This window comes from Streptomyces sp. NPDC004561 (assembly GCF_053602155.1).
Genome location: NZ_JBSGDB010000058.1, coordinates 1 through 20,303 on the forward strand (window position 1 = coordinate 1; position 20,303 = coordinate 20,303).

Genomic DNA, 20,303 nt, shown 5'->3' on the forward strand with positions numbered 1-20,303 from the left:
GGGTCTGGTGCGTGCGGCTGCAAGGCGGAGGAGGGAGTCGACGCGGAGCGTCGGCGATCGACGACAACGCCGCAGATGGGCGTGCCGGACCCCGCGTCGCCGGGATGATCCAAACGACCCCCTAGACCTCGGGCGCCCCGCGCAGCCGGTCGTGCACGGCGTACGTGCCCGCCGTGGACGCCGCGCGCACCCGCGTCCCGCCGTCCACCAGCAGGTCGGCGCCGGTGATCCACGCGGCCGCGTCGGACACCAGCCAGACCACCGCACGCGCCACGTCCTCCGGCTCCCCGATCCGCCCGAGCGGCAGCCCCGCGGCCACCTCCCGCTCGCGCGGCTCCCACACGAACCGCGCCATCTCGGTGCGGACGAGCCCGGGGGAGACCGAGTTCACCCGCACCCGGGGCGCCAGCTCGCCCGCGAGCTGCCGGGTGAGATGCAGCAGCGCCGCCTTGCTGGTGCCGTAGGCGCCCACGTGCGGCCCCGGATGCCCGGCGCCCTCGGTGCACACGTTGACGACGGTCCCGCCGTGCGCCCGCATCCAGCTCCGCCAGGCGCACTGCACGAACCGCAGCGGCGCCTCGACGTTGACGGCGAACGCCTCCCGCCAGGCGCCCGGATCGGCCCGCATCAGCGGTCCGTACGGCCGGTTCGTCGCGGCGTTGTTGACCAGCACCCGCGGGTCCAGCACCTGAACTCGCGCAGCACGAGGTCCGTCACCGCCTCTGGATGCCCCGGGTCGGCCACGCTCCCGGCGACCGCGATCCCGCCCAGCTCGGAGGCCGTCCGGCGCGCCTCGGCCGCGTCCCGCGCGGTCACGCACACCCGCGCGCCGGCCGCCGCGAGGGCGCCGGCCACCGCCCGCCCGATCCCGCGCGTGGCCCCGGTGACGACGGCCACCCTGCCGCCCAGCCCGTACGACGACGTCATCGCCGTACCGTCTCATGACGACCCGTCAGAAACCAGGGGTGGGAAGGCCCGGGGGCCGGCTGCGCGGCCGAGCGGCAAGGTGCGGTGCGGGCGGCTGCCGGTCTCGGGGGTCAGTCGACCGCGCCGAGCCGTGAGTTGCGGGCCGCCACCAGTTCCAGGACCGTGCGCCAGTCCTCCAGGACGCCGGCGTCGAAGCCCGCCGTCCGCCCCTCCTCGTCGGCCTGGCGCAGGCGCAGCACATCGTCGTCGGCGGGGCCCGCGTCCCCGCGCACCAGCCGGAACACCCGCTCCCCGAGCAGGGCCCGGACCGCCTCCGCGGCGCTGTGGGCCCGGCCCGCCCCGTCGCCGGGGGACAGCACGGGTCCGATCCCGTGGATCAGCCCGGCCACCTGGAGCTCCTTGTCGGCGGGACGGCTGCGGCGCAGCAGCGCGGCGGTCCGCAGCGCGTGCTGGTGCCGGCCGGCGTACAGCAGATCCATCAGCTCCTCGACGCTGCGCAGCTCCATGCGTCAGTCCTTCCGCGAGACAGCCGTGCCACACGCCAGCAGATCATGTCGAGCTTGCGACCCGGCCAACGGCAACTGAATTGAGCCGCGTCCGGATCCCACACCTCGAACCCGGAAACGAAAATACGTTCGCTTCGGTAGGCCGGGCGGGTGCTCGGCGCTCTGTGCGGGTGATGCGCTTTGTTGTGAATAACACCATATTGAGAGGTATTGCGTCGCGCAGCGAAGCGCGGAAGTTACATCTTGTTTGCACTCCCTATCGAGCGGACCTCCGCTCATTTGGTTAATCTGGACCGGACGGACAGCAGCAAGGGGTCCCACCCACACCCATCGTCCGTCCCGGGGCGAGCCGGCGGACATCGGCCTGCTCTGACACGAGGTACCGGCGCCACCGCGTCCGAACTGGCCTTCCATCCAGACCCGAGCGGGCGGCGGTCGCGGAGCACGGACCGTCCGGTATGCCCCGAGGGTGACCCGACACATAAGGAGTGCGCGGTGACACCGGAGAAGACGAATCGCGAGCAGCGCCCCAAGGAACACGCGGAGCGCGCGGGCCGCCGGCCCGGAGAACTCGGCAGTCTCGACGTATGGGCCCGGTCCGCCCCGATCCGCCTCGCGGGTTACGAGGACGACCTCGCCGAACCCCACATCCTGCCCAGCGTGGACTGACCGCCGGTCGGCCCACTCGCGATCGCCGCAGGCATGGGCGTGACCTGACAGACTCACGCCCATGCTGATCAGAGAGGCCGCGGCCGGCGACTGGCCGCGGATCTGGCCGTTCTGGCACCGGATCGTCGCCGCCGCCGAGACCTACGCCTGGGACCCCGGCACGGACGAGGAGGCGGCCCGCGCGCTGTGGATGGATCCAGCCAAGCGCGTCTACGTCGCCGAGGACCCCGACGGCACCGTGGTCGGCTCCGCCTACCTCACCGCCAACTACGGCGGACCCGCCTCCCGCGTGGCCAACGCCGGCTTCATGGTCGACCCCGACCTCCCCCGCCGCGGCATCGGCCGCGCCCTCGCCGAACACGTCCTGGCCGAGGCCAGGGCGCACGGCTACCGCTCGATGGTCTTCAACGCCGTGGTCGAGACGAACCCCGCCGTCGGGCTGTGGACCTCCCTCGGCTTCACCGTCCTCGGCACCGTCCCGGAGGCGTACGAGCACCCCCGGTACGGCCGGGTCGGGCTGCACATCATGTACCGGGCGCTGGACTGACCGGGGCCCGAGGTCCCGCTAGTCCTGATCCGCCACCGGTGCCGTGCGCCGCCACGGGCTCAGCCGCTCCAGCTCCTCCGCCACCTCCAGCAGGGCCGCCTCCGTGCCCGGGCGGCCCACGAGCTGCACGGCGCAGGGGGCGTCCGAGGGCAGGGTGCCGACGGGAACGGACATCGCAGGCCAGCCCGTCAGGTTCCACGGCGGGGTGAACGGCGAGTAGGCGGTGTTCACGAGGACGTTGCGCAGCCAGCCGCGCTCGTGCCACGGGCCGGCCGCGGGGGAGCGGCGGGCCAGGGCCGGGGTGAGCAGCACGTCGTGCTCGGCGAAGAACGGCGTCAGCCGTGCGCGCAGGCGTTCCCGCTCGGCGCCGGTGCGCACCGGGCGCACGAAGCGCCGGCCCACCACCGCGTGCACCCGGGTCCGCCGGGCCAGCAGCGCCGCGTCCAGCCCCTCGGCGTCCACCGCGGTCCCCACCGTCCAGCCGCAGCGCCGTCACCCCCAGCGAGAGGGGATACGGCGGCTCCGCCCGGCGCACCTGATGCCCGGCCCGCGCCAGCAGCCAGGCCGCCCGCCGGACCGCGGTCGTATACGGCCTGCTCACGCTCACCCCGGCGAGCGGGCTGCGCAGCGCCACGGCGATCCTCCGCCGCGCCGGATCCTGAGCCCCGGCGAAGCCGGTGTCCGCCAGGACGGAGAGCATCAGCCGCAGATCCTCCACGGTGGTGGCCAGCGGGCCGTTCTCCGACATGCCGAACCAGTCCCCGTTGCCGATCCCGGCCGGCACCACCCCGTGCCCGGGCTTCAGCGTGACCAGGCCGCAGTTCGCCGCCGGGATGCGCAGGGACCCCATGCCGTCGTTGCCGAGCGCGATCGGCGCGAGCCCCGCGGCGACGGCGGCCGCGCCGCCCCCGGAGGAGCCGCCCGCGGTGCGCGAGGTGTCCCACGGGTTGCGGGCGGTGCCGTACACGCCCTCGGTGGTGCCGAAGACGCACAGCTCGGGCACGTTCGTCAGGCCCAGGACCACCGCGCCGGCCGCCCGCAGCCGGGCCACGGTGACATGGTCCTCGCCGGCCGGCGCGTCCGGCGTCGCCGCGGAACCGTCGCGGTGCGACTCACCGCGCACCGCCAGGTTGTCCTTCACCGCCACCGGAACGCCCGCGAGCGGCAGTTCGGCCAGATCGGAGCGGGAAGCGACCTCGTCCGCCTCGGCCAGTGCCGCCTCCGCCCGGACCTTGCGGAACGCCCCGATGCGTCCGTCGAGCCGCTCGATCCGGGTGAGATGGTCGGCCACCACCTCCCGTGGCGTCACCCGCTTCTCGCGTACGGCGGAGGCGATCTCGGCGGCGGTCCGCCCGGCCCAGTTGCCCACGGGCACTCCTCGGTCAGTCGTCGGCTACTCGTCGGTATGAAACAAGGCGCAGGGAGAACTGTGCACCGTGGGACGACGGCACGTCGAGAGTCGGTGCCGAAGGCCGGGGGCGGTGTCGCGTACGACCCCGAGGGTCAGGGGCGGCCCGGTGTACGGCGGCCCGTGCTGCCCCGCCCCGTCAGCCGGGGCACCGGTATCCCCACGGCCCGCGCCGGGCCACCGTCCAGCAGTGCCAGCAGTTCCCGCGCCGCCGTTCGCCCGAACTCCGCGCTGTCCCGGGAGAGGGCGGACAGCTGGGGCGTGACCATGCGGCAGAGGGCCGAGTCCTCCCACGAGACCACCGAGACGTCCTGCGGGACGCGGAAGCCGAGGCCGAGGGCGGCGGCCACACCCGCCACGGCCATCACGTCGTTGTCGTAGACGAGGGCCGTCGGGGCGGGCGAGCCGCCGAGGACCCGGCGGGTCACGGCGGCGCCCTGGGCGTCGGAGTAGTCGGTGGTCACCGACCGGACCTCGGTGAGGCCGCGCCGGTCCGCCTCCGCCCGCAGGGTGGCGACCCGCCGCTGGGTGTGGGCGAGGTCGGGCAGTCCGGCGATGTGGACGATGCGCCGGTGACCGAGGGCCGTCAGCTCGTCGACCACCGAGGCCATCGCACCGGCGTCGTCCGCCCAGACCGTGGACAGGCCGGGCTGGCGTACATCGGGCGCACCGCCGATCACCACGGCGGGCAGCCCGAGTTCGTCCAGCAGGCCGGGCCGCGGGTCCATGGTGCGGGGGTCCGCGACCAGGACGCCGTCCACCCGGTGCTCCGCCCACCAGCGCCGGTACACCGCGCACTCGTCGGCCACGTCCTCCGCCATCTGGAACAGCAGCCCCAGATGGCGCTCGGCGAGCACCTCCTGGATGCCGGAGACCAGCTGGAGGAAGAACGAGTCGACGCCCAGGGTGTCCGCGGGCCGGGCCAGGACGAAGCCGACCGTGGCCACGCCCTCGCCGGACAGGGCGCGGGCGGCGGTGCTGGGCCGCCAGCCGAGCTGCTCGGCGACCCGGTGGACCCGGGCGCGGGTGGCCTCGGAGACGCCGGGGCGGCCGTTGAGCGCGAAGGAGACGGCGCTCTCGGAGACCCCGGCCCGCCGGGCGATGTCCTTCATCGTGGGCCGGCGTGCGGGGGACCGTCTGGTCGGCACGTCTCCCCCCTTCGTGACAGTGCGCGCTAATGCGCTTGAGTGCCAAGACCCTAAAGCGCATTAGCGATTGACGGCAAGTTTTCGGCCAAACTCCTCTGACCTGCACTGATGAACGGCTGATTTCTTTAGCTGGGACGAATCCATTGACTTTCCCCAAAACCCGCGGGCAAGGTCTCTGGCACCCCCAACAACCGGACCCAGCAAGGGAGTCGTGTCCCCGTGCCCAAACCTCGCAGAGCCCTCGCCGCCGCTGCCCTCGCCCTCGTCCTGCCGCTGAGCGCCTGCGGCTCGGGCGGTGACGGCGGCGGCTCGCCCGACGCCTCCGGGAAGGTCGAGGGCGACATCACCTTCCAGACCTGGAACCTGCGCGCCAACTTCAAGCCGTACTTCGACGGCCTGATAGCGGACTTCGAGAAGAAGTACCCCGGCACCCATGTGAAATGGATCGACCAGCCCGCCGAGGGCTACGCCGACAAGCTCAGCGCCGACGCGGCCGGCGGCACCCTGCCCGACGTCGTCAACGTCTCCCCGGACCTGGTCGCCCCGCTCGCCAAGGCCGGACTCGCGCTCGACCTCGGCAAGGCCGGCGCCAAGTACAAGCCGGAGTACCTGGACGGCGCCTGGGCCGGCCACCAGGTGCCGGGGATGAACGGCACCTACGCCTTCCCCTGGTACCTCAACACCGGCCCGCTCTTCTACAACAAGGCCCTGTTCCGCGAGGCCGGACTCGACCCCGACAAGCCGCCGACGACGTACGGCGACCTCTTCTCCGACGCCCTGCGGATGGCGACGAAGAGCGGTGGCAAGGTCGCCACCCTCGCCAACGTGCCCACCATCGAGGACTTCGGCCGCTACGGCGTCCCGCTGATGAACAAGGAAGGGACCGCGTTCACCTTCAACGACGCCAAGGGCGTCGAACTGCTCGCCAGGTACAAGCAGTTGTACGACGCCAAGGCGCTCGACCCGCAGGCCCTGACCGCGACCCCGGAGTCCTCCGGCAAGAAGTTCCTCACCGGCGCCGTCGCCATGAACCCCGGAAGTGCCCTCGACCTCGACAACTTCAAGAAGAACGCGCCCGGCCTGTACCGGAACATCGGCATCACCGACCAGATCACCAGCACCGGGCACGTCAACATGTACGTGATGGGCGTGATGGTCAACTCCCGCACCAGGCACACCCCGGCCGCGGTCGCCTTCGCCCACTTCGTCACCGACGCGCGGAACCAGATGTCCTTCGCCAAGAAGGTCGCCATCTTCCCGAGCACCGCCGGCTCCCTCGACGACCCGTACTTCACCAAGGAGGACGGCACCGACGAGACCAGGGTGCGCATCGCCGCCGCCAAGTCCCTTAAGGACGCGGTCAACTACACGCCCGTGCTGTTCAGCGACCAGATGAAGACCGCCCTGCGCAACGAGGTCGCCAAGGCGCTCCAGGGCAAGGAGAGCCCCAAGGAAGCCCTCGACAACGCTGTCAAGGCCGCGGACACCCTCCTGAAGCAGAGCTGACCGGGCATGGCCGCCCCCACCGCCCCCGCCCGCATACGGCGCCAACTCCCGACCAGTCCCTGGCTGTTCGCCGCACCCGGACTGCTCGTCACCGGTGCCTTCGTGCTCTACCCGTTCGTCTCCACCCTGGTGAACTCCCTCACCGACCGCCGCACCCTGCTCCCGGGCCGCTTCGTGGGCCTCGCCAACTTCCGCGAGCTGCTGCGCGACGACATGTTCTGGACCGGCCTGCGCAACAGCACGCTCTACGTCCTCTGTGTCGTACCGGCACTGGTGGTGCTCCCGCTGCTGCTCGCCCTGCTGGTGCAGAAGAACATCCCCGGCATCACCTTCTTCCGCTCCGCCTTCTACACACCGGTCGTCGCCTCGATCGTGGTCGTCGGGCTGATCTGGGTGTGGCTGCTGGACGAACGCGGACTGGTCAACTCTCTGCTGGAGACGGTGGGGATCGGCCGGATCGGGTTCCTCAGCGACCAGTGGCTGCTCCTGCTGAGCGCGATGGCCGTCACGGTGTGGAAGGGCCTCGGCTACTACATGATCATCTATCTGGCCGCCCTCGCGAACGTGCCCCGCGAACTGCACGAGGCCGCCTCCGTGGACGGCGCGGGACCGGTCCGCCGCTTCCTCTCGGTCACCGTGCCCGCCGTGCGCTCCACCATGGTGCTGGTCGCCGCGCTCTCCTCCGTCGCCGCCTTCAAGGTGTTCTCCGAGGTGTACCTGATGGCGGGCCCGACCGGGGGACCGGCCGGCGAGGACACCACCCTCGTCATGCTCGTGCAGCGCACCGGCACCGGCCTCACCGGCCGCGTCGGCTACGCCTCCGCCCTCTCCGTCGTCGTGTTCGCCGTCACCGTCGCGCTGATGCTGCTGGTCCTGCGCGCCGACCGCCGGGAGGAGTCATGAGCGTCCTGGAGCGGGTGCGGCCCGAGCGGCCGGCGGCCACCGCCGCCCGGGAGCCCCGCGTCACCGACGAGCACGGCCGCCGGATCCGCACCGGCGAGCTGATCTGGCGCTACCTGCTGCTCATCGCCGTACTCGCCCTCACCGTCGGCCCGTTCCTCTGGCAGCTGTCCACCTCCCTCAAGGGCCCGACCGAGGACATCTACAGCTCACCGCCCGCCTTCCTGCCCGGCCGCCCCACCCTGCACAACTACACCCGGGTCGCCGACACCATCCCCGTCTGGGACTACGCCCTGAACTCCCTGAAGGTCGCCACCGCCAACGTCGTGACCAACTGCATCGGTTCCGCGCTCGCGGGATACGCGCTGGCCCGGCTGCGCTACCGAGGCCGCCGGCCGGCCACGCTCGCCTTCGTGCTGGCGATGCTGGTGCCCGTCGAGGGCATCGTCATCGCCCAGTTCACCACCATGCGCGAACTCGGCCTGAACAACACGCTCGTCGGCGTCGTCCTGCCCGGCGCGATCGGCGCGATGAACGTCCTGCTGATGCGCAACGCCTTCCGCAACCTGCCCTACGAGATCGAGCAGGCCGCCTACGTCGACGGCGCCAACGCCTGGCAGCGGTTCCTGCGCATCGCCCTGCCCTCGGTCAGGGGCACCGTCGCCGTCGTCGCGATCTTCGCCTTCATGGGCGCCTGGGACGACTTCCTGTGGCCGCTGATCGTGCTCAGCGACCCGTCGAAGTTCACCCTCACCATCGGCCTCGACTACCTGCACGGCACCTTCGCCAACGACGAACGACTGGTCGCCGCCGGCACGGTGATCGCCGTGGCGCCGCTCATCGCCCTCTTCGCCTGCCTCCAGCGGTACTTCTTCCGCGGCGTCGGCGAGGGCGCGGTCAAGGGCTGACCCTCCCGCACCGGTACGACAGAACCAGGATCCCCATGTCACCTGCCGTGCGCTTCGGCGTCAACTACACCCCCAGCGAGGGGTGGTTCCACCACTGGCTCGACTTCGACCTCGACTCCGTGCGCGCCGACCTCGACGCGATCGCCGCGCTCGGCCTCGACCACATCCGCGTCTTCCCGCTGTGGCCCTACTTCCAGCCCAACCGCACCCTGATCCGCCCCCGCGCCGTCGAACAGCTCGTGGCCCTCGCCGACGCGGCCGCCGAACGCGGCCTCGACGTCAACGTGGACGGTCTGCAGGGCCACTTGAGCAGCTTCGACTTCCTCCCCGCCTGGACCCGCACCTGGCACCGGCGCAACCTCTTCACCGACCCGCGGGTGGTGGACGGCCAGGCCGCCTATCTGCGTACCCTCGCCGCCGCCCTCGCCGACCGGCCCAACTTCATCGGCATGACCGTCGGCAACGAGGTCAACCAGTTCGCCGCCGGACCGCACCCCGACCCCGACCGGATCACCACCGAGGAGGCCGGGCGCTGGCTCACCCGGATGCTCGCGGCCTGTGCCGAGGGCGCCCCCGGCCGGCCGCACCTGCACGCCTCCTACGACGCCGCCTGGTACCAGGACGACCAGCCCTTCACCCCCGCCCACTCCGCCCGGCTGGGCGACCTCACCGCCGTGCACTCCTGGGTCTTCAACGGCACCGCCCAGCGCCACGGCCCTACCTCCGTGCCGGCCGAGCACCACGCCGCCTACCTGGTAGAACTCAGCAAGGCCTGGGCGGACGCGGCGCACCGGCCGGTGTGGCTCCAGGAGGTCGGCGCACCCGCGCCCCTCGTACCCGCCGAGCACGCCGCCGCCTTCGCCGAGGCGACCGTCACCAACGTCCTCGACTGCCCCGACCTGTGGGGCGTCACCTGGTGGTGCTCCTCCGACGTCTCCCGGGGCCTCGCCGACTTCCCCGAACTGGAGTACTCCCTCGGTCTGCTGACCGCCGACCGGCGGCCCAAGGACCTCGCGCACGTGCTGGCCGGGGCGGCCCGGCGGCGGCACGATCCGCCCACCGTGCGCACCACCGCCGTCGTCGTCCCCGCCGAGCCGGGCCACCGCTCCCGCTGCGCCCCGGGCGGACCGGTCTTCGACGCGTTCTTCCGGCTCGTCGCCGACGGCGCCCGGCCCACCACCGTGCTGGACACCCGCGCCGACGACAAGGACCACCTCGCCGCGCGCGGCATCACCGAAGTCGTCACTCCCGACCAGGTACTCCCCACCCCACAAGGAGGCACCCGCTCGTGAACCCCAGCAGACGCACCGTCCTGGCCGCCGCCACCGCGGCCGCCCTCGCCCCCTCCCTGCCCGCGGCCGCCGCCCCCCGAGCCGCCGCCGCGACCCCGCCGTACGCCTCCTACTGGTACCCGGACTCCCTGCCCGCCGGCAGCCCCGCCCCCGGGATCACCTGGCGCAGCCTGAAGTCCTGGCGCGCGGCCGACGACCCCGACCTCGCCTTCAACGCCGCGTCCGTGCCGCTCGCCGCCCGCTTCACCCCGGCCCCGGCCAACCCCACCGCCCGCTCCGGCCAGGCCCGCGTCCAGGCCCTGGTCTCCTTCGGGTCCACCTCGTCCAACCCCGCGCAGGGCTCGGCCACCGCCGACTACTACGCCCTCACCCACTGGGCCTACCTCGACGAGCTGGTCTTCTGGGGAGGCTCGGCCGGCGAGGGCCTGATCCTCGCGCCGAACGCACCGGTCGTGGACGCGGCCCACCGGCACGGCGTCCCCGTCCTCGGCACCGTCTTCCTGCCGCCCACCGTCTACGGCGGTCAGCTCCAGTGGACCCGCGACCTCGTGCGCACGGACGCCGCCGGGCACCACCCGCTCGCCGCGCAACTCGTCGCGGTGGCCGCCGCCCACGGCTTCGACGGCTGGTTCGTGAACGCCGAGACGGACGGCGGGAACACCGCGCTCGGCACGGCCATGCTCGGCTTCGTGAAGGAGCTGAAGGCACTCGCGGCGGCCCAGGGGCAGCGGGTGACCTGGTACGACGCGATGACCGTGAACGGCACGGTGAGCTGGCAGGGCGCGCTGGACAGCCAGAACCAGGCGTTCTTCCAGGCCGCCGACGACATGTTCGTCGACTTCCGGTGGAGCGCCGCCACGCTGGCCTCCTCCGGCATGAGAGCGGAGCAACTGGGGCGCATCCGCTACGAGTTGTGGGCCGGAGTCGACGTCGAGTCCAACGGGTCCGGCACCTTCGTGGACTGGGACGCGATCGTGCCCGCCGGCAAGCCGCACCTCACTTCGATCGGCTTCTACCGGCCCGAGTGGACCCGCAACCACCTGCCCGACGGGCAGCGCGCCCCCGAGGACTTCCACGCCGCCGACGACCGGTTCTGGACCGGGCGCTCGCTGGACCCCTCGGCCCCGGACCCGGGCGATCCCTGGCGGTCGCCGGCGGTGTCGGTCGCGGACCGGTCGACCGTGACCTCCGTGCCGTTCGCGAGCGTGTTCAACACCGGGCACGGGCTGCGCTGGTACGAGGACGGAGCCGTCGCCTCGGACACGCCCTGGAACCACCTCGGCCTCCAGGACCGGCTGCCCTCGCGGCGCTGGGCGGTGCGGACGGCGGGGGAGCGGCCGACGGTGTCCTTCGACTTCGCCGACGCCTGGCGCGGCGGGAACAGCGTGCTCATCGCCGGTGAACCGGATCAACCAGTGGAGGTGGACCTGTACGCGACCCGGTTGCCGATCGCCGCCGACACGGTTGTCGAGCTGACCTACCGGGCCGAGGCTGGGAGTGTGAACGTAGAGCTCGCCGTCGCCACCGCCGGGCCGAGCGGCGCGGGTGCGACACCGCCGTACACCTATCGGGCCGTGAACTCGGTCAACACGCACCGACCTGGTGGTGGTGTGAAGTCGGTCAACGGCTGGGACACCGTGACCGTGCCGATCACCGGGATGTCCGGCACCGTGCACGCCCTCGGCATCCGCCTCACCGCCACCAAGACGCCCGTGCGCTGGCGGCTCGGCGGCCTCGCCGTCCGCCCCGCCGGCACCCCACCGACCCCGGCCGCCCCCTCCGGCGCCCGCGTCACCGCCGCGAGCGGCGGCGACCTCCGCCTCGCCTGGCACGCCGCCCCCGGCAGCGTCCGCCACCACACCCTGCACCGCCTCCTCCCCGACGGCACCCGCCGCTTCCTCGGCGCCACCTGCCAGCGGGCGTACTTCCTCACCGGCCTCCGGCCCGAGCAGGGCGAACGGGCGGCACGGTTGGAGGTGCGCGCCGTAGGGGAGCTGTACACCTCGTCGGCCCCCGTGACCGTCACCCACACCTGGTGATCATCCGGAACCCAGCAGGGAGCACCCCGCATGCATGACGACCGCACTCTGGTGGAAGCCCGCCTCCGGCGCGTCCTCGACGAACGCATCCGCCCCGCCGTGTACCCCGAGTCCATGCCGCTTCAGGTCGCGGTGTGGCACGCGCCCGGCGAACCCGTGCCGGTCGCGGAGGGACTCGCCGCCGAGCCCGAGCCGATCGAGGTGGGCGCCCGCTGGGGTGCTCCCTGGGGCACGAGCTGGTTCCGGGTCACCGGGACCGTGCCGGAGGCGTGGGCCGGGAGGACCGTCGAGGCCCTGCTCGACCTGGGCTTCGACGAGAACATGCCCGGCTTCCAGTGCGAGGGCCTGGTCTACCGGCCCGACGGCACCCCGGTGAAGGGCCTCAACCCCCGCAACCAGTGGGTGCGCGTCGGGGCGCCCGTCGCGGGCGGCGAGGAGGTGCGCCTGCACATCGAGGCCGCCTCCAACCCGGTCATCCTCGACTACCACCCGTTCCGGCCCACCTGGCTCGGCGACAAGGACACCGCCGGGCACGAGCCGCAGTACACGCTCACCCGCATGGACCTCGCCGTCCTCGACGAGACGGTGTGGCACCTGGTCCTCGACCTGGAGGTGCTCGGCGAGCTGATGGCCGAGCTGCCCGTGGACTCCGCACGCCGTCACGACATCCTGCGCGCGGTCGAGCGGGCGCTGGACGCCGTCGATCTACAGGACGTGAACGGCACGGCGGAGCGGGCCCGGGAGCGGCTCACCGGTGTGCTCTCGGCGCCCGCCGTGCCGTCCGCGCACCGGATCAGCGCCGTCGGGCACGCCCACATCGACTCGGCGTGGCTGTGGCCGCTGCGGGAGACGGTCCGCAAGGTGGCCCGTACGACGTCCAACATGACCGCGCTCGTCGAGGACGAGCCGGAGTTCGTGTTCGCGATGTCCCAGGCGCAGCAGTGGGCGTGGGTGAAGGAGCACCGGCCCGAGGTGTGGGCACGGGTGAAGAAGGCGGTGGCGGACGGACGGTTCGTGCCGGCCGGCGGGATGTGGGTGGAGTCGGACACCAACATGCCCGGCTCGGAGGCGATGGCCCGGCAGTTCGTGCACGGAAAGCGTTTCTTCCTCGACGAGTTCGGCATCGAGAACGAGGAGGCCTGGCTGCCGGACACCTTCGGATTCGCCGCGGGCCTCCCGCAGATCATCAAGGCGGCCGGCTCCAAGTGGCTGCTGACACAGAAGATCTCGTGGTCCCAGACGAACAGGTTCCCGCACCACACCTTCCAGTGGGAGGGCATCGACGGCACCCGGATCTTCACGCACTTCCCGCCCGTCGACACCTACAACTGCTCCATGAAGGGCGGCGAGATCGCCCACGCGGCACGGAACTTCAAGGACAAGGGCAGGGCCCGGCACTCCCTCGCGCCCACCGGCTGGGGCGACGGGGGCGGCGGCACCACCCGCGAGATGGTCGCCAAGGCCGCCCGGCTGCGCGATCTCGAAGGCTCGGCCACCGTCGCCTGGGAGACACCCCGCGCGTTCTTCGAGCAGGCCGAGGCCGAGTACCCCGACCCGCCCGTCTGGGTCGGCGAGCTGTACCTCGAACTGCACCGCGCCACCCTCACCAGCCAGGCGAAGACCAAGCAGGGCAACCGCCGCAGCGAACACCTGCTCCGGGAGGCCGAACTGTGGTCGGCGACCGCGGCCGTACGCGCGGGATTCCGCTACCCGTACGAGGAGTTGGACCGCATCTGGAAGACGGTCCTGCTGCACCAGTTCCACGACATCCTGCCCGGCTCGTCCATCGCCTGGGTGCACCGGGAGGCCCGGGCGACGTACGAGCGCGTCGCCGGGGAGCTGAACGGGATCATCGCCGCGGCCCAGCGGGCACTGGCCGGGGAAGGCACCCGGGAACTGGTCTTCAACCCGGCTCCGCACGACCGCGACGGGGTGCCCGCCGGAGGAGCCGGCGTACGGAGGTCGGCGCGGGGCACCGGGCTGTCACCCCGGGCCGGGGGCGGACACGTCCTGGACAACGGCCTGCTCCGCGTCGAGATCGACGCCCGCGGACTGGTCGTCTCCGCCTACGACCTCGACGCCGACCGCGAGACCCTCGCCCCCGGCGCGACCGCCAACCTCCTCCAACTGCACCCGGACTTCCCGAACATGTGGGACGCCTGGGACGTCGACTCCTTCTACCGCAACAGCGTCACCGACCTCACCGGGACCGACGAGGTGAGCGCCGGGGACGACGGGGCGTCGGTGCGGATCGTCCGTTCCTTCGGCGCCTCCCGGGTCACCCAGGTGCTGGCGCTGCCACCGGGGGAGCGGCGGCTGGTCATCGACACCGAGGTCGACTGGCACGAGACGGAGAAGTTCCTGAAGCTGGCGTTCCCGCTCGACCTGCACGCCGAACGGTACGCGTCCGAGACCCAGTTCGGGCACTTCTACCGTCCCACGCACACCAACACCTCGTGGGAGGCGGCCAAGTTCGAGGCCTGCAACCACCGCTTCGTGCACCTGGAGGAGCCCGGCTGGGGCGTGGCGATCGTCAACGACTCGACGTACGGCCACGACGTGACCCGCACCGTCCGCGGCGACGGCGACCGGGGTACGACCACCACGGTGCGCGTCTCCCTGCTGCGCGCCCCGCGCTTCCCCGACCCCGAGACCGACCAGGGCGTCCACCGCTTCCGGCACGCCCTGATCCCCGGCGCCTCGATCGGCGACGCGGTCCGCGAGGGCTGGCGGATCAACCTGCCGGAACGGCGCACGACCGGCGCCCACGAGGTCGCGCCGCTGGTCACGGTGGACAACGACGCGATCGTGGTCACGGCGGTCAAGCTCGCCGACGACGGCAGCGGTGACGTGGTGGTCCGCTTCCACGAGGCCCACGGCGGCCGGGCCCGGGGCACCCTCACGGCCGGGTTCGAGGTCGCGGACGTGACCGGCACGGACCTGCTGGAACGGCCGATCGGCGACGCCGAGCCGCCGGTCCGCGACGGTGACCGGATCACCGTACGGCTGCGGCCGTTCGAGCTGATGACCTTGCGGCTGCGCAGGGGCTGAGCACGCGCCGCGCGGGGAAATCCATGTGCCCCGCGCGGCACGGCGCGTTATCGTCACCCGCATGAACGTCACCGGCCGAAGCACCATCGCGACCGCGCGAGCGACCAGCTCGCCGGTTGCCGCCGCCTGACCTCCACTTTCCCACCGGCGACCGGAAACGGCCCGTCGGTGGTTCCGTGGCGTTCCCGTGTGCTCGCCCCGGTGCGACGACCGCGCGGTCCCGTTCTCCGGTGCCTCCCCGCTCTGCCGCGAAGGAGCCACCCCCATGAACACCGAGCAACTGGTCCGCAGGTTCGTCGAGTACTTCGAGGAGCGCGGTCACCGCCGGATCACCGGCTCCACCCTCCTGCCACCACCCGGGGACTCCACCCTGTTCACCACCGCCGGCATGCATCCGCTGACTCCGTATCTGGAGGGGCGCCCCCATCCGCTGGGCAGGCGGCTGGTCAACGTGCAACGTTGTCTGCGCACCACGGACCTGGAGGAGGTCGGCGACACCACCCATCTGACCGTCTTCGAGATGCTCGGTACCTGGTCGCTCGGCGACTACGAGGGCGACCAGAGCCTCGACTGGGGGTACGGACTGCTCACCGAGGGGCTGGGCGTCGATCCGGGTCTGCTGCACGCCACCGTCCACGGCGGGGACGAGCGGGTCGGACCGGACACCGCCTCCCTGCGGGTGTGGCAGGACCGCGGCGTGCCCGTCGAGCTGACCGTGGAGGACAACTGGTGGTCCAACGGACCGGTCGGCCCGTGCGGGCCCGACTCGGAGATCTTCCTGTGGACCGGTGACACCCCGCCCCGCTCGACACCCACCCGCGACGACCGCTGGGTGGAGGTGTGGAACCACGTGATGATGCGCCATCGCCGGCTCCAGGACGGCTCCCTCGTGCCGCTGCCCCAGCACAACGTCGACACCGGACTCGGCGTGGAGCGGCTCGCCTCGCTGCTCCAGGGCAGGTCGTCCGTGTTCGAGGGCGATGTCTTCGACCCCTGGCGCCGCCATGTGCCGTCCCTGTGGCCGCTGGACGAACCGTCGCTGCGGCTGGTCTACGACCACCTGCGCTCGGCCGTCGTGGTCATCGGCGACGGGGTGCGCCCGGCCGGCACCGGAAGGGGCTATGTGCCGCGCCGGCTGCTGAGGCGGGTGCTCACGGTGCTCTGGCGGGACGACCCCTCGCGCAGCCTCGGAGACCTGCCGGACCTGTTGATCACCCACACCCTGGACCACTTCCGGCAGCACGTGGAACCGGCCGACGTACGCCGGCTGCTGCTCGACGAGGAGCGCCGGTTCGGACGGCTCCTGGAACACGGCCGGCAGGTGCTCGCCCGCCCCCGGTTCCGGGGCCCGCTGACTGATGAGGACTTCCACTACCTCCACGACACCCACGGCCTGCCACGCGACCTGGTGACGAGCCTGCGGGAGGAGTGAACCACCGGCCCGAGCCGGCGACTTGGAGTGGCTCGGTACGTCGATGGACAGCCACCCGGTGTGACCACGTCCCGACCCCTGCCGAAGCGGCCTGGGGCCCCGGGGCACCGGCGCCCGACCGATGAGCCGGACGCCGATGCCGCTCGGGTCAGGCCTATGACGCGCCCGCCCGGCCGAGGTGCCGGGCGAAGAACCGGACCGCTCCGTCGGCCTCGAACCTGGGCAGTTCCTTGTGCCGGCCCGCGTTGGCGTGCAGCGTCTTCTCCTTGGAGGCGAAGGCGTCGAACAGCGCCAGGCCCGATGCGCGCGGGATGTGCTCGTCGTCCCACTGGAGCATGAACTCGATCGGAACGGTGATCCGCCGCGCCGTCTCGGCCAGGGCATCGGGCCAGTGGAGACCGAAGACCGCGGCGGTGATCCGGGGATCGGCAGCCGTCAGCGGCACCCCGATCGCGGTGCCCATGTTCAGCCCGAAGTAGCCGACCGGTCCCTCGGCGCCGATCTCCGGCAGTCCCTGGAGGGCGTCCAGGGTCGCCTGCCACTCGGGTACGGCGCGCTGCGCCAGGTGGGCGTTGTAGCGGACGACGATCGGGCCTTCCGGCTCGCCCGCCTCCCTCGCCTCGAACAGTGCGTCGATCTCCCGCTCGTCGTGCGCCGTGCGCGGCCGGTCGCCGTGGCCGGGCGCGTCGATGCAGGCGACGTGGAAGCCGCAGCGGGTCACGAGGAGGTGCGCGCGGCCTGTCATCGCCGGCCACCTCTTGTGCGTGCCGCCGCCGTGGCCCATCAGCACCAGGGGTGCGCGATCGGGGCCGGACGCGGGTGACCAGAGTACGCCGGGGACATCGCCGACCATGAAGTCGCGTTCGACGACACCGTTCGACGTCGTCTCAGCAGTGAAGTTCAAAGTATGCATGGGGTGTTGCCTTTCGGGAGTGCCTCGTTGACGGGCCGCTCCCGGCGACACCTACGTCAGCCGCCCGACCGTGACGACAAGGGGGAGCACCCATACGGATACAGCGTTCACGGGTCTCACCTCCTGGGACGGGGTCGCGGTCGACCAAAAGCTAGCAGCTCGATCATTAGTCCGCCCAACCCTTTCCCCGCCAACGTGATCAGGGCTCCGGACAGTCCCACCGGGACCTGAAGTCCCCCTGAACCAAGGGGACTTGGAACGTAGATTGAGCCCGTGATCGAGAAGACACCGCCCGACCGGTCAGAGCGACCGAGCACGCGCCACGGAAAGCACGCCGCGCCCAAACGGACGAAAGACGCCGGGGTGTTGCGGTCGTCCGCGCTCATGGCCGCCGGGACGGTGGTCTCCCGCGCCACCGGACTGATCCGGAACACCCTCCAGGCCGCGGCACTGGGCGTCGGGCTGCTGGCCGCGCACCGACGGACTCCTCGACGGCCGGCGCATCTGCCGCACCTACGCCAAGTTGACCGCCGCCGCCACCGGCGCAGGGGCCGCCGGCTGGCTCATCGCCCGCTCCTGCGGCAAGGGCCTGACATCGGCCTCCTGGACGCCGGTCGTCTCCCTGACAGCGGGCGGCATCGCCATGGCGCTGCTGTTCCTCGGCTTCGCACGGCTTCTGCGCATCGGGGAACTACGTGGCCTGCCCGGGCTGGGCTGAGCCGACACCTCGACTCGGCCTTTACGGGAGACCTACTTTCTCTTCACGCTTCAACCACATATGATCCTGCAGCGCGAACTGCGTGCGAGATGCAACTACATGCGAACGGCCGCACGCTCGCTCGGCCACTTCGTCCGCGTCCTAGGGGGGACACATGACCAACCCGTACGCCATGCCGCCACAGCCATCCGCCCCGACCCCCAGGTGGGCGCGGAAGCGGTACGTGTTCTCCGCGATCGGTCTCGCCTTCTTCCTCGGCATCGGCGCCGGCGGCCAGGGCAACGGAAACGTTACGAAGCCGGCGGCCGCCAAGGTGCAGCCGACGGCGACCGTCACCGCGACGGCCACAGCCACGGCCACGGAGTCGGCGTCGCCGGAGCCCGCGCCGACTGTGACGGCGACGAAGACGGTCAAAGTGAAGGTGACCGTCACCGCCCACGCGGCCGCCGCGGGTTCGGGAAGCGGCACGGGCTCGTACGGCGGCTCTTCCAGCGGCGGCGACTCGAGCTCCTCGGGCGGTTCAGGCAGCGCCGGAAACGGCGCCACCGCCCTCTGTAACGACGGCACCTACTCCTACGCCGCCCACCACCAGGGGGCGTGCTCACATCATGGAGGCGTGGCGGTCTTCTACCGGTAGGCCAAGTGGCGTGCGCGAGCGGCGGGCTGGCGCAAGGGCATGGCGCAGATCCAGTGGTTGGCCGGCTTGACGGCCGCCGCTCTGGTCACAGTGGCCTGACAGGCGTACTCGGGTACGCCTGGGACCCAAGTGGTCAAGACCGAAGGGGGGTTGAGAAGATCCTGGCATGCAGTTCGATGACCCTGCCGGCTTGAGCCGCGTCTGCACAGAACGGCTCGGCGAGAAGGCCGGTCGGCAGTTCGCTGCCATGGCCCGCCGCGGCTTTCAGTTGGTGCGCCCATCGGGAAGTACCCAGGCCACTGGTCAATGCCGACTCGGTGGGCCCGCCCTCCTCGGACCGGGGACCTGCTGGCCCGAACAGAGCGGGGTTCCGTTGTCCCTGCTCGCCGTACTGGACACCGATGCTCTCGCTGCCGGGCTGGGGGACGAACTGCCCATACGGCCTGGCCTGCTCAATTTCTTCTACCTCGACCCGGACTTGCCGTACGAGGAGTACCGCCAACTGGACGTGTCCCCACCTGGGGTATGCCGCGTCATCTCCGTCGACCCGGCACGGGCAGTCGAGACGACGGCACCCGAACCGGCGAGAAGCTACCCGGCTACTCCCGTCCACGCGGTTGCGACCACCATGCTCCCGGACTGCTGGGACGTGGAGGACGAGGACGTGGAGTTCGACCGTGAGCAGCACTGGGGTGCGGCGTCGCTCATTCTCGAGGAGATGAGCGATCTCGACGGGAACACCGCCGGCAGTCACTGCGCCTTCGGCTGGCCGGACACCTCGTACACGCTCAGGGTGTCGTCCCGCGACGCCGACGGCCCGGCCGTGCATCTGCTCCAGCTTGCCGAGGACGCCGAACTCGGATGGGGCTGGGGTGACGCCGGAACGGTGTACTTCACCATCCCGGCCAAGGCACTCACGGCCGGCGACTTCAGCCAGGCCGTGGCGCAGGTCCTCTGCTGCTGATTCGCACAGCGCCGTGCTCGCCCTGCCAGCCCGTGTCTGATCGACGCGCACTGGACGCCCATGGGAATCCTGGACCGACCGAGGCGCGGAACGACGAAAGGAACGCCAAGAAAATGCAGCACTTCGCCGCTGGGACACACGGACCGTCCCCGCTGATCGACATCGTCTTCGCGCTGGGAGGCGTGGTCGCCCTGTGGTGCGGATTGAGTTGGGCCTTCGATGTACGGGGGATCACCACTCGCAGAGCCGAACGCATTCGGCGCAGGAACGAGGAGTCGTCGATGGCGATGGGGCGTCTCGGCGGGGCTCCGACCTTCTTCGCGACTCCCGGGTATCTGCGGTTCCTGGGCGCTGTCATGGCGGGTGCGGGACTTCTCCTCCTCGTCGCGGTGTACGCGCTGTGGCACCTGGGCTGAAGACAGTCGCTACGCGACCGCTCTGCCAGTGGAGTTGGACCATGTAGGACCCGGCCTTGAAGGAGTTCGATCCGAGCCCGCTGCCCTGGCTGTCGTTGTGAGATCAGCGCCGGTGAAGGGACGTGATCGGACCGCGCAAGGCGGTGTACAGCGTTCCGGACGATCAGATCACCGTGACGGTCGACGTCGGCCCTTGGGTGGAGCAGAAGATCGCCGCAGTGCTGGCGCACCGCTCCGAGGTGGAGCGTGGAGGTCTGCCAGGGATGATCGCCGGCCTTCCGCCGGACGCGCGGGAGCGGCGGTTCTCCACCGAGTGGTAGAT

General features: G+C 71.7%; 17 protein-coding genes and 3 pseudogenes. 15 read left to right on the top strand and 5 right to left on the bottom strand.

Features of this window, described 5'->3' with window-relative positions; translation table 11 throughout:
• Window positions 1-121: 121 nt before the first annotated feature.
• Both ACWEN3_RS10945 and ACWEN3_RS10950 read right to left on the bottom strand, forming a co-directional pair.
• Window positions 122-927, bottom strand: a pseudogene (locus tag ACWEN3_RS10945) (SDR family oxidoreductase).
• A 110-nt stretch (window positions 928-1,037) separates the two neighbouring features.
• Complete coding sequence (locus ACWEN3_RS10950; RefSeq protein WP_452968432.1) at window positions 1,038-1,433, bottom strand: hypothetical protein; 396 nt, start codon at window positions 1,431-1,433, stop codon at window positions 1,038-1,040.
• 495 nt (window positions 1,434-1,928) lie between these two features.
• Between ACWEN3_RS10950 and ACWEN3_RS10955 the strand changes: the two genes are divergently transcribed.
• The gene (locus ACWEN3_RS10955; protein ID WP_366762288.1) at window positions 1,929-2,102 is read left to right on the top strand and encodes a hypothetical protein; all 174 of its coding nucleotides are present in this window, start codon (window positions 1,929-1,931) and stop codon (window positions 2,100-2,102) included.
• 61 nt (window positions 2,103-2,163) lie between these two features.
• Window positions 2,164-2,649 carry an N-acetyltransferase family protein gene (locus tag ACWEN3_RS10960; RefSeq protein WP_452968435.1) on the top strand — a complete coding sequence of 162 codons (486 nt, stop codon included), beginning with the start codon at window positions 2,164-2,166 and terminating at the stop codon, window positions 2,647-2,649.
• A gap of 18 nt (window positions 2,650-2,667) precedes the next feature.
• On the opposite strand, the pseudogene ACWEN3_RS10965 reads toward ACWEN3_RS10960, so the two are convergent.
• Window positions 2,668-4,018, bottom strand: a pseudogene (locus ACWEN3_RS10965) (amidase).
• A 134-nt stretch (window positions 4,019-4,152) separates the two neighbouring features.
• Window positions 4,153-5,169, bottom strand: a complete 1,017-nt coding sequence (locus tag ACWEN3_RS10970) for a LacI family DNA-binding transcriptional regulator (RefSeq protein ID WP_452968473.1) — start codon at window positions 5,167-5,169, stop codon at window positions 4,153-4,155.
• Window positions 5,170-5,424: 255 nt separating this feature from the next.
• Here ACWEN3_RS10970 and ACWEN3_RS10975 point away from each other — a divergent pair, with 255 nt between their 5' ends.
• From ACWEN3_RS10975 to ACWEN3_RS11005, 7 genes are all read left to right on the top strand, one after another.
• Complete coding sequence (locus ACWEN3_RS10975; RefSeq protein WP_452968438.1) at window positions 5,425-6,711, top strand: extracellular solute-binding protein; 1,287 nt, start codon at window positions 5,425-5,427, stop codon at window positions 6,709-6,711.
• A gap of 6 nt (window positions 6,712-6,717) precedes the next feature.
• Window positions 6,718-7,614: a carbohydrate ABC transporter permease gene (locus ACWEN3_RS10980; protein ID WP_452968440.1), complete on the top strand. Its 897-nt coding sequence runs from the start codon at window positions 6,718-6,720 to the stop codon at window positions 7,612-7,614.
• On the top strand, window positions 7,611-8,519 hold the full coding sequence (locus ACWEN3_RS10985) for a carbohydrate ABC transporter permease (protein WP_452968442.1): 909 nt from the start codon (window positions 7,611-7,613) through the stop codon (window positions 8,517-8,519). The genes ACWEN3_RS10980 and ACWEN3_RS10985 overlap by 4 nt, the downstream gene beginning before the upstream one ends.
• A 35-nt stretch (window positions 8,520-8,554) precedes the next feature.
• Window positions 8,555-9,811 carry a glycoside hydrolase 5 family protein gene (locus ACWEN3_RS10990; RefSeq protein ID WP_452968444.1) on the top strand — a complete coding sequence of 419 codons (1,257 nt, stop codon included), beginning with the start codon at window positions 8,555-8,557 and terminating at the stop codon, window positions 9,809-9,811.
• On the top strand, window positions 9,808-11,850 hold the full coding sequence (locus tag ACWEN3_RS10995) for an endo-beta-N-acetylglucosaminidase (protein WP_452968446.1): 2,043 nt from the start codon (window positions 9,808-9,810) through the stop codon (window positions 11,848-11,850). Before ACWEN3_RS10990 ends, ACWEN3_RS10995 begins: the two co-directional genes overlap by 4 nt.
• 30 nt (window positions 11,851-11,880) lie before the next feature.
• Window positions 11,881-14,901, top strand: coding sequence for an alpha-mannosidase (locus ACWEN3_RS11000; protein WP_452968449.1), 3,021 nt, complete (start codon window positions 11,881-11,883; stop codon window positions 14,899-14,901).
• 265 nt (window positions 14,902-15,166) lie between these two features.
• Complete coding sequence (locus ACWEN3_RS11005) at window positions 15,167-16,333, top strand: alanine--tRNA ligase-related protein (RefSeq protein WP_452968451.1); 1,167 nt, start codon at window positions 15,167-15,169, stop codon at window positions 16,331-16,333.
• Between the two features lie 154 nt (window positions 16,334-16,487).
• On the opposite strand, the gene ACWEN3_RS11010 is transcribed toward ACWEN3_RS11005, so the two are convergent.
• On the bottom strand, window positions 16,488-17,246 hold the full coding sequence (locus ACWEN3_RS11010; RefSeq protein WP_452968452.1) for an alpha/beta hydrolase family protein: 759 nt from the start codon (window positions 17,244-17,246) through the stop codon (window positions 16,488-16,490).
• Window positions 17,247-17,519: 273 nt separating this feature from the next.
• Between ACWEN3_RS11010 and ACWEN3_RS11015 the strand changes: the two are divergent.
• The 6 genes and pseudogenes from ACWEN3_RS11015 to ACWEN3_RS11040 form a co-directional block, all read left to right on the top strand.
• Window positions 17,520-17,732: pseudogene (locus tag ACWEN3_RS11015) on the top strand (hypothetical protein); the annotation flags it as partial.
• A gap of 37 nt (window positions 17,733-17,769) precedes the next feature.
• Window positions 17,770-17,964: a hypothetical protein gene (locus ACWEN3_RS11020; RefSeq protein WP_452968480.1), complete on the top strand. Its 195-nt coding sequence runs from the start codon at window positions 17,770-17,772 to the stop codon at window positions 17,962-17,964.
• Window positions 17,965-18,118: 154 nt separating this feature from the next.
• The gene (locus ACWEN3_RS11025; protein ID WP_452968454.1) at window positions 18,119-18,601 is read left to right on the top strand and encodes a DUF3761 domain-containing protein; all 483 of its coding nucleotides are present in this window, start codon (window positions 18,119-18,121) and stop codon (window positions 18,599-18,601) included.
• A gap of 247 nt (window positions 18,602-18,848) precedes the next feature.
• A complete protein-coding gene (locus ACWEN3_RS11030; protein WP_452968476.1) occupies window positions 18,849-19,565 on the top strand; it encodes a DUF1963 domain-containing protein in 717 nt (238 codons plus the stop codon).
• A 113-nt stretch (window positions 19,566-19,678) separates the two neighbouring features.
• Window positions 19,679-19,981: a hypothetical protein gene (locus tag ACWEN3_RS11035; RefSeq protein ID WP_452968457.1), complete on the top strand. Its 303-nt coding sequence runs from the start codon at window positions 19,679-19,681 to the stop codon at window positions 19,979-19,981.
• A 122-nt stretch (window positions 19,982-20,103) separates the two neighbouring features.
• Window positions 20,104-20,301, top strand: coding sequence for a hypothetical protein (locus ACWEN3_RS11040; protein ID WP_452968458.1), 198 nt, complete (start codon window positions 20,104-20,106; stop codon window positions 20,299-20,301).
• The last annotated feature ends 2 nt before the right edge of the window (window positions 20,302-20,303 follow it).

Coding starts and splice junctions, on each gene's coding strand:
- ACWEN3_RS11010 (WP_452968452.1), bottom strand. CDS start 17,246: ATGCATACTTTGAACTTCACTGCTGAGACGACGTCGAACGGTGTCGTC.
- ACWEN3_RS10960 (WP_452968435.1), top strand. CDS start 2,164: ATGCTGATCAGAGAGGCCGCGGCCGGCGACTGGCCGCGGATCTGGCCG.
- ACWEN3_RS11000 (WP_452968449.1), top strand. CDS start 11,881: ATGCATGACGACCGCACTCTGGTGGAAGCCCGCCTCCGGCGCGTCCTC.
- ACWEN3_RS11005 (WP_452968451.1), top strand. CDS start 15,167: ATGAACACCGAGCAACTGGTCCGCAGGTTCGTCGAGTACTTCGAGGAG.
- ACWEN3_RS10990 (WP_452968444.1), top strand. CDS start 8,555: ATGTCACCTGCCGTGCGCTTCGGCGTCAACTACACCCCCAGCGAGGGG.
- ACWEN3_RS10950 (WP_452968432.1), bottom strand. CDS start 1,433: ATGGAGCTGCGCAGCGTCGAGGAGCTGATGGATCTGCTGTACGCCGGC.
- ACWEN3_RS10985 (WP_452968442.1), top strand. CDS start 7,611: ATGAGCGTCCTGGAGCGGGTGCGGCCCGAGCGGCCGGCGGCCACCGCC.
- ACWEN3_RS10970 (WP_452968473.1), bottom strand. CDS start 5,169: ATGAAGGACATCGCCCGGCGGGCCGGGGTCTCCGAGAGCGCCGTCTCC.
- ACWEN3_RS11035 (WP_452968457.1), top strand. CDS start 19,679: ATGCAGCACTTCGCCGCTGGGACACACGGACCGTCCCCGCTGATCGAC.
- ACWEN3_RS11025 (WP_452968454.1), top strand. CDS start 18,119: ATGACCAACCCGTACGCCATGCCGCCACAGCCATCCGCCCCGACCCCC.
- ACWEN3_RS11030 (WP_452968476.1), top strand. CDS start 18,849: ATGGCCCGCCGCGGCTTTCAGTTGGTGCGCCCATCGGGAAGTACCCAG.
- ACWEN3_RS10980 (WP_452968440.1), top strand. CDS start 6,718: ATGGCCGCCCCCACCGCCCCCGCCCGCATACGGCGCCAACTCCCGACC.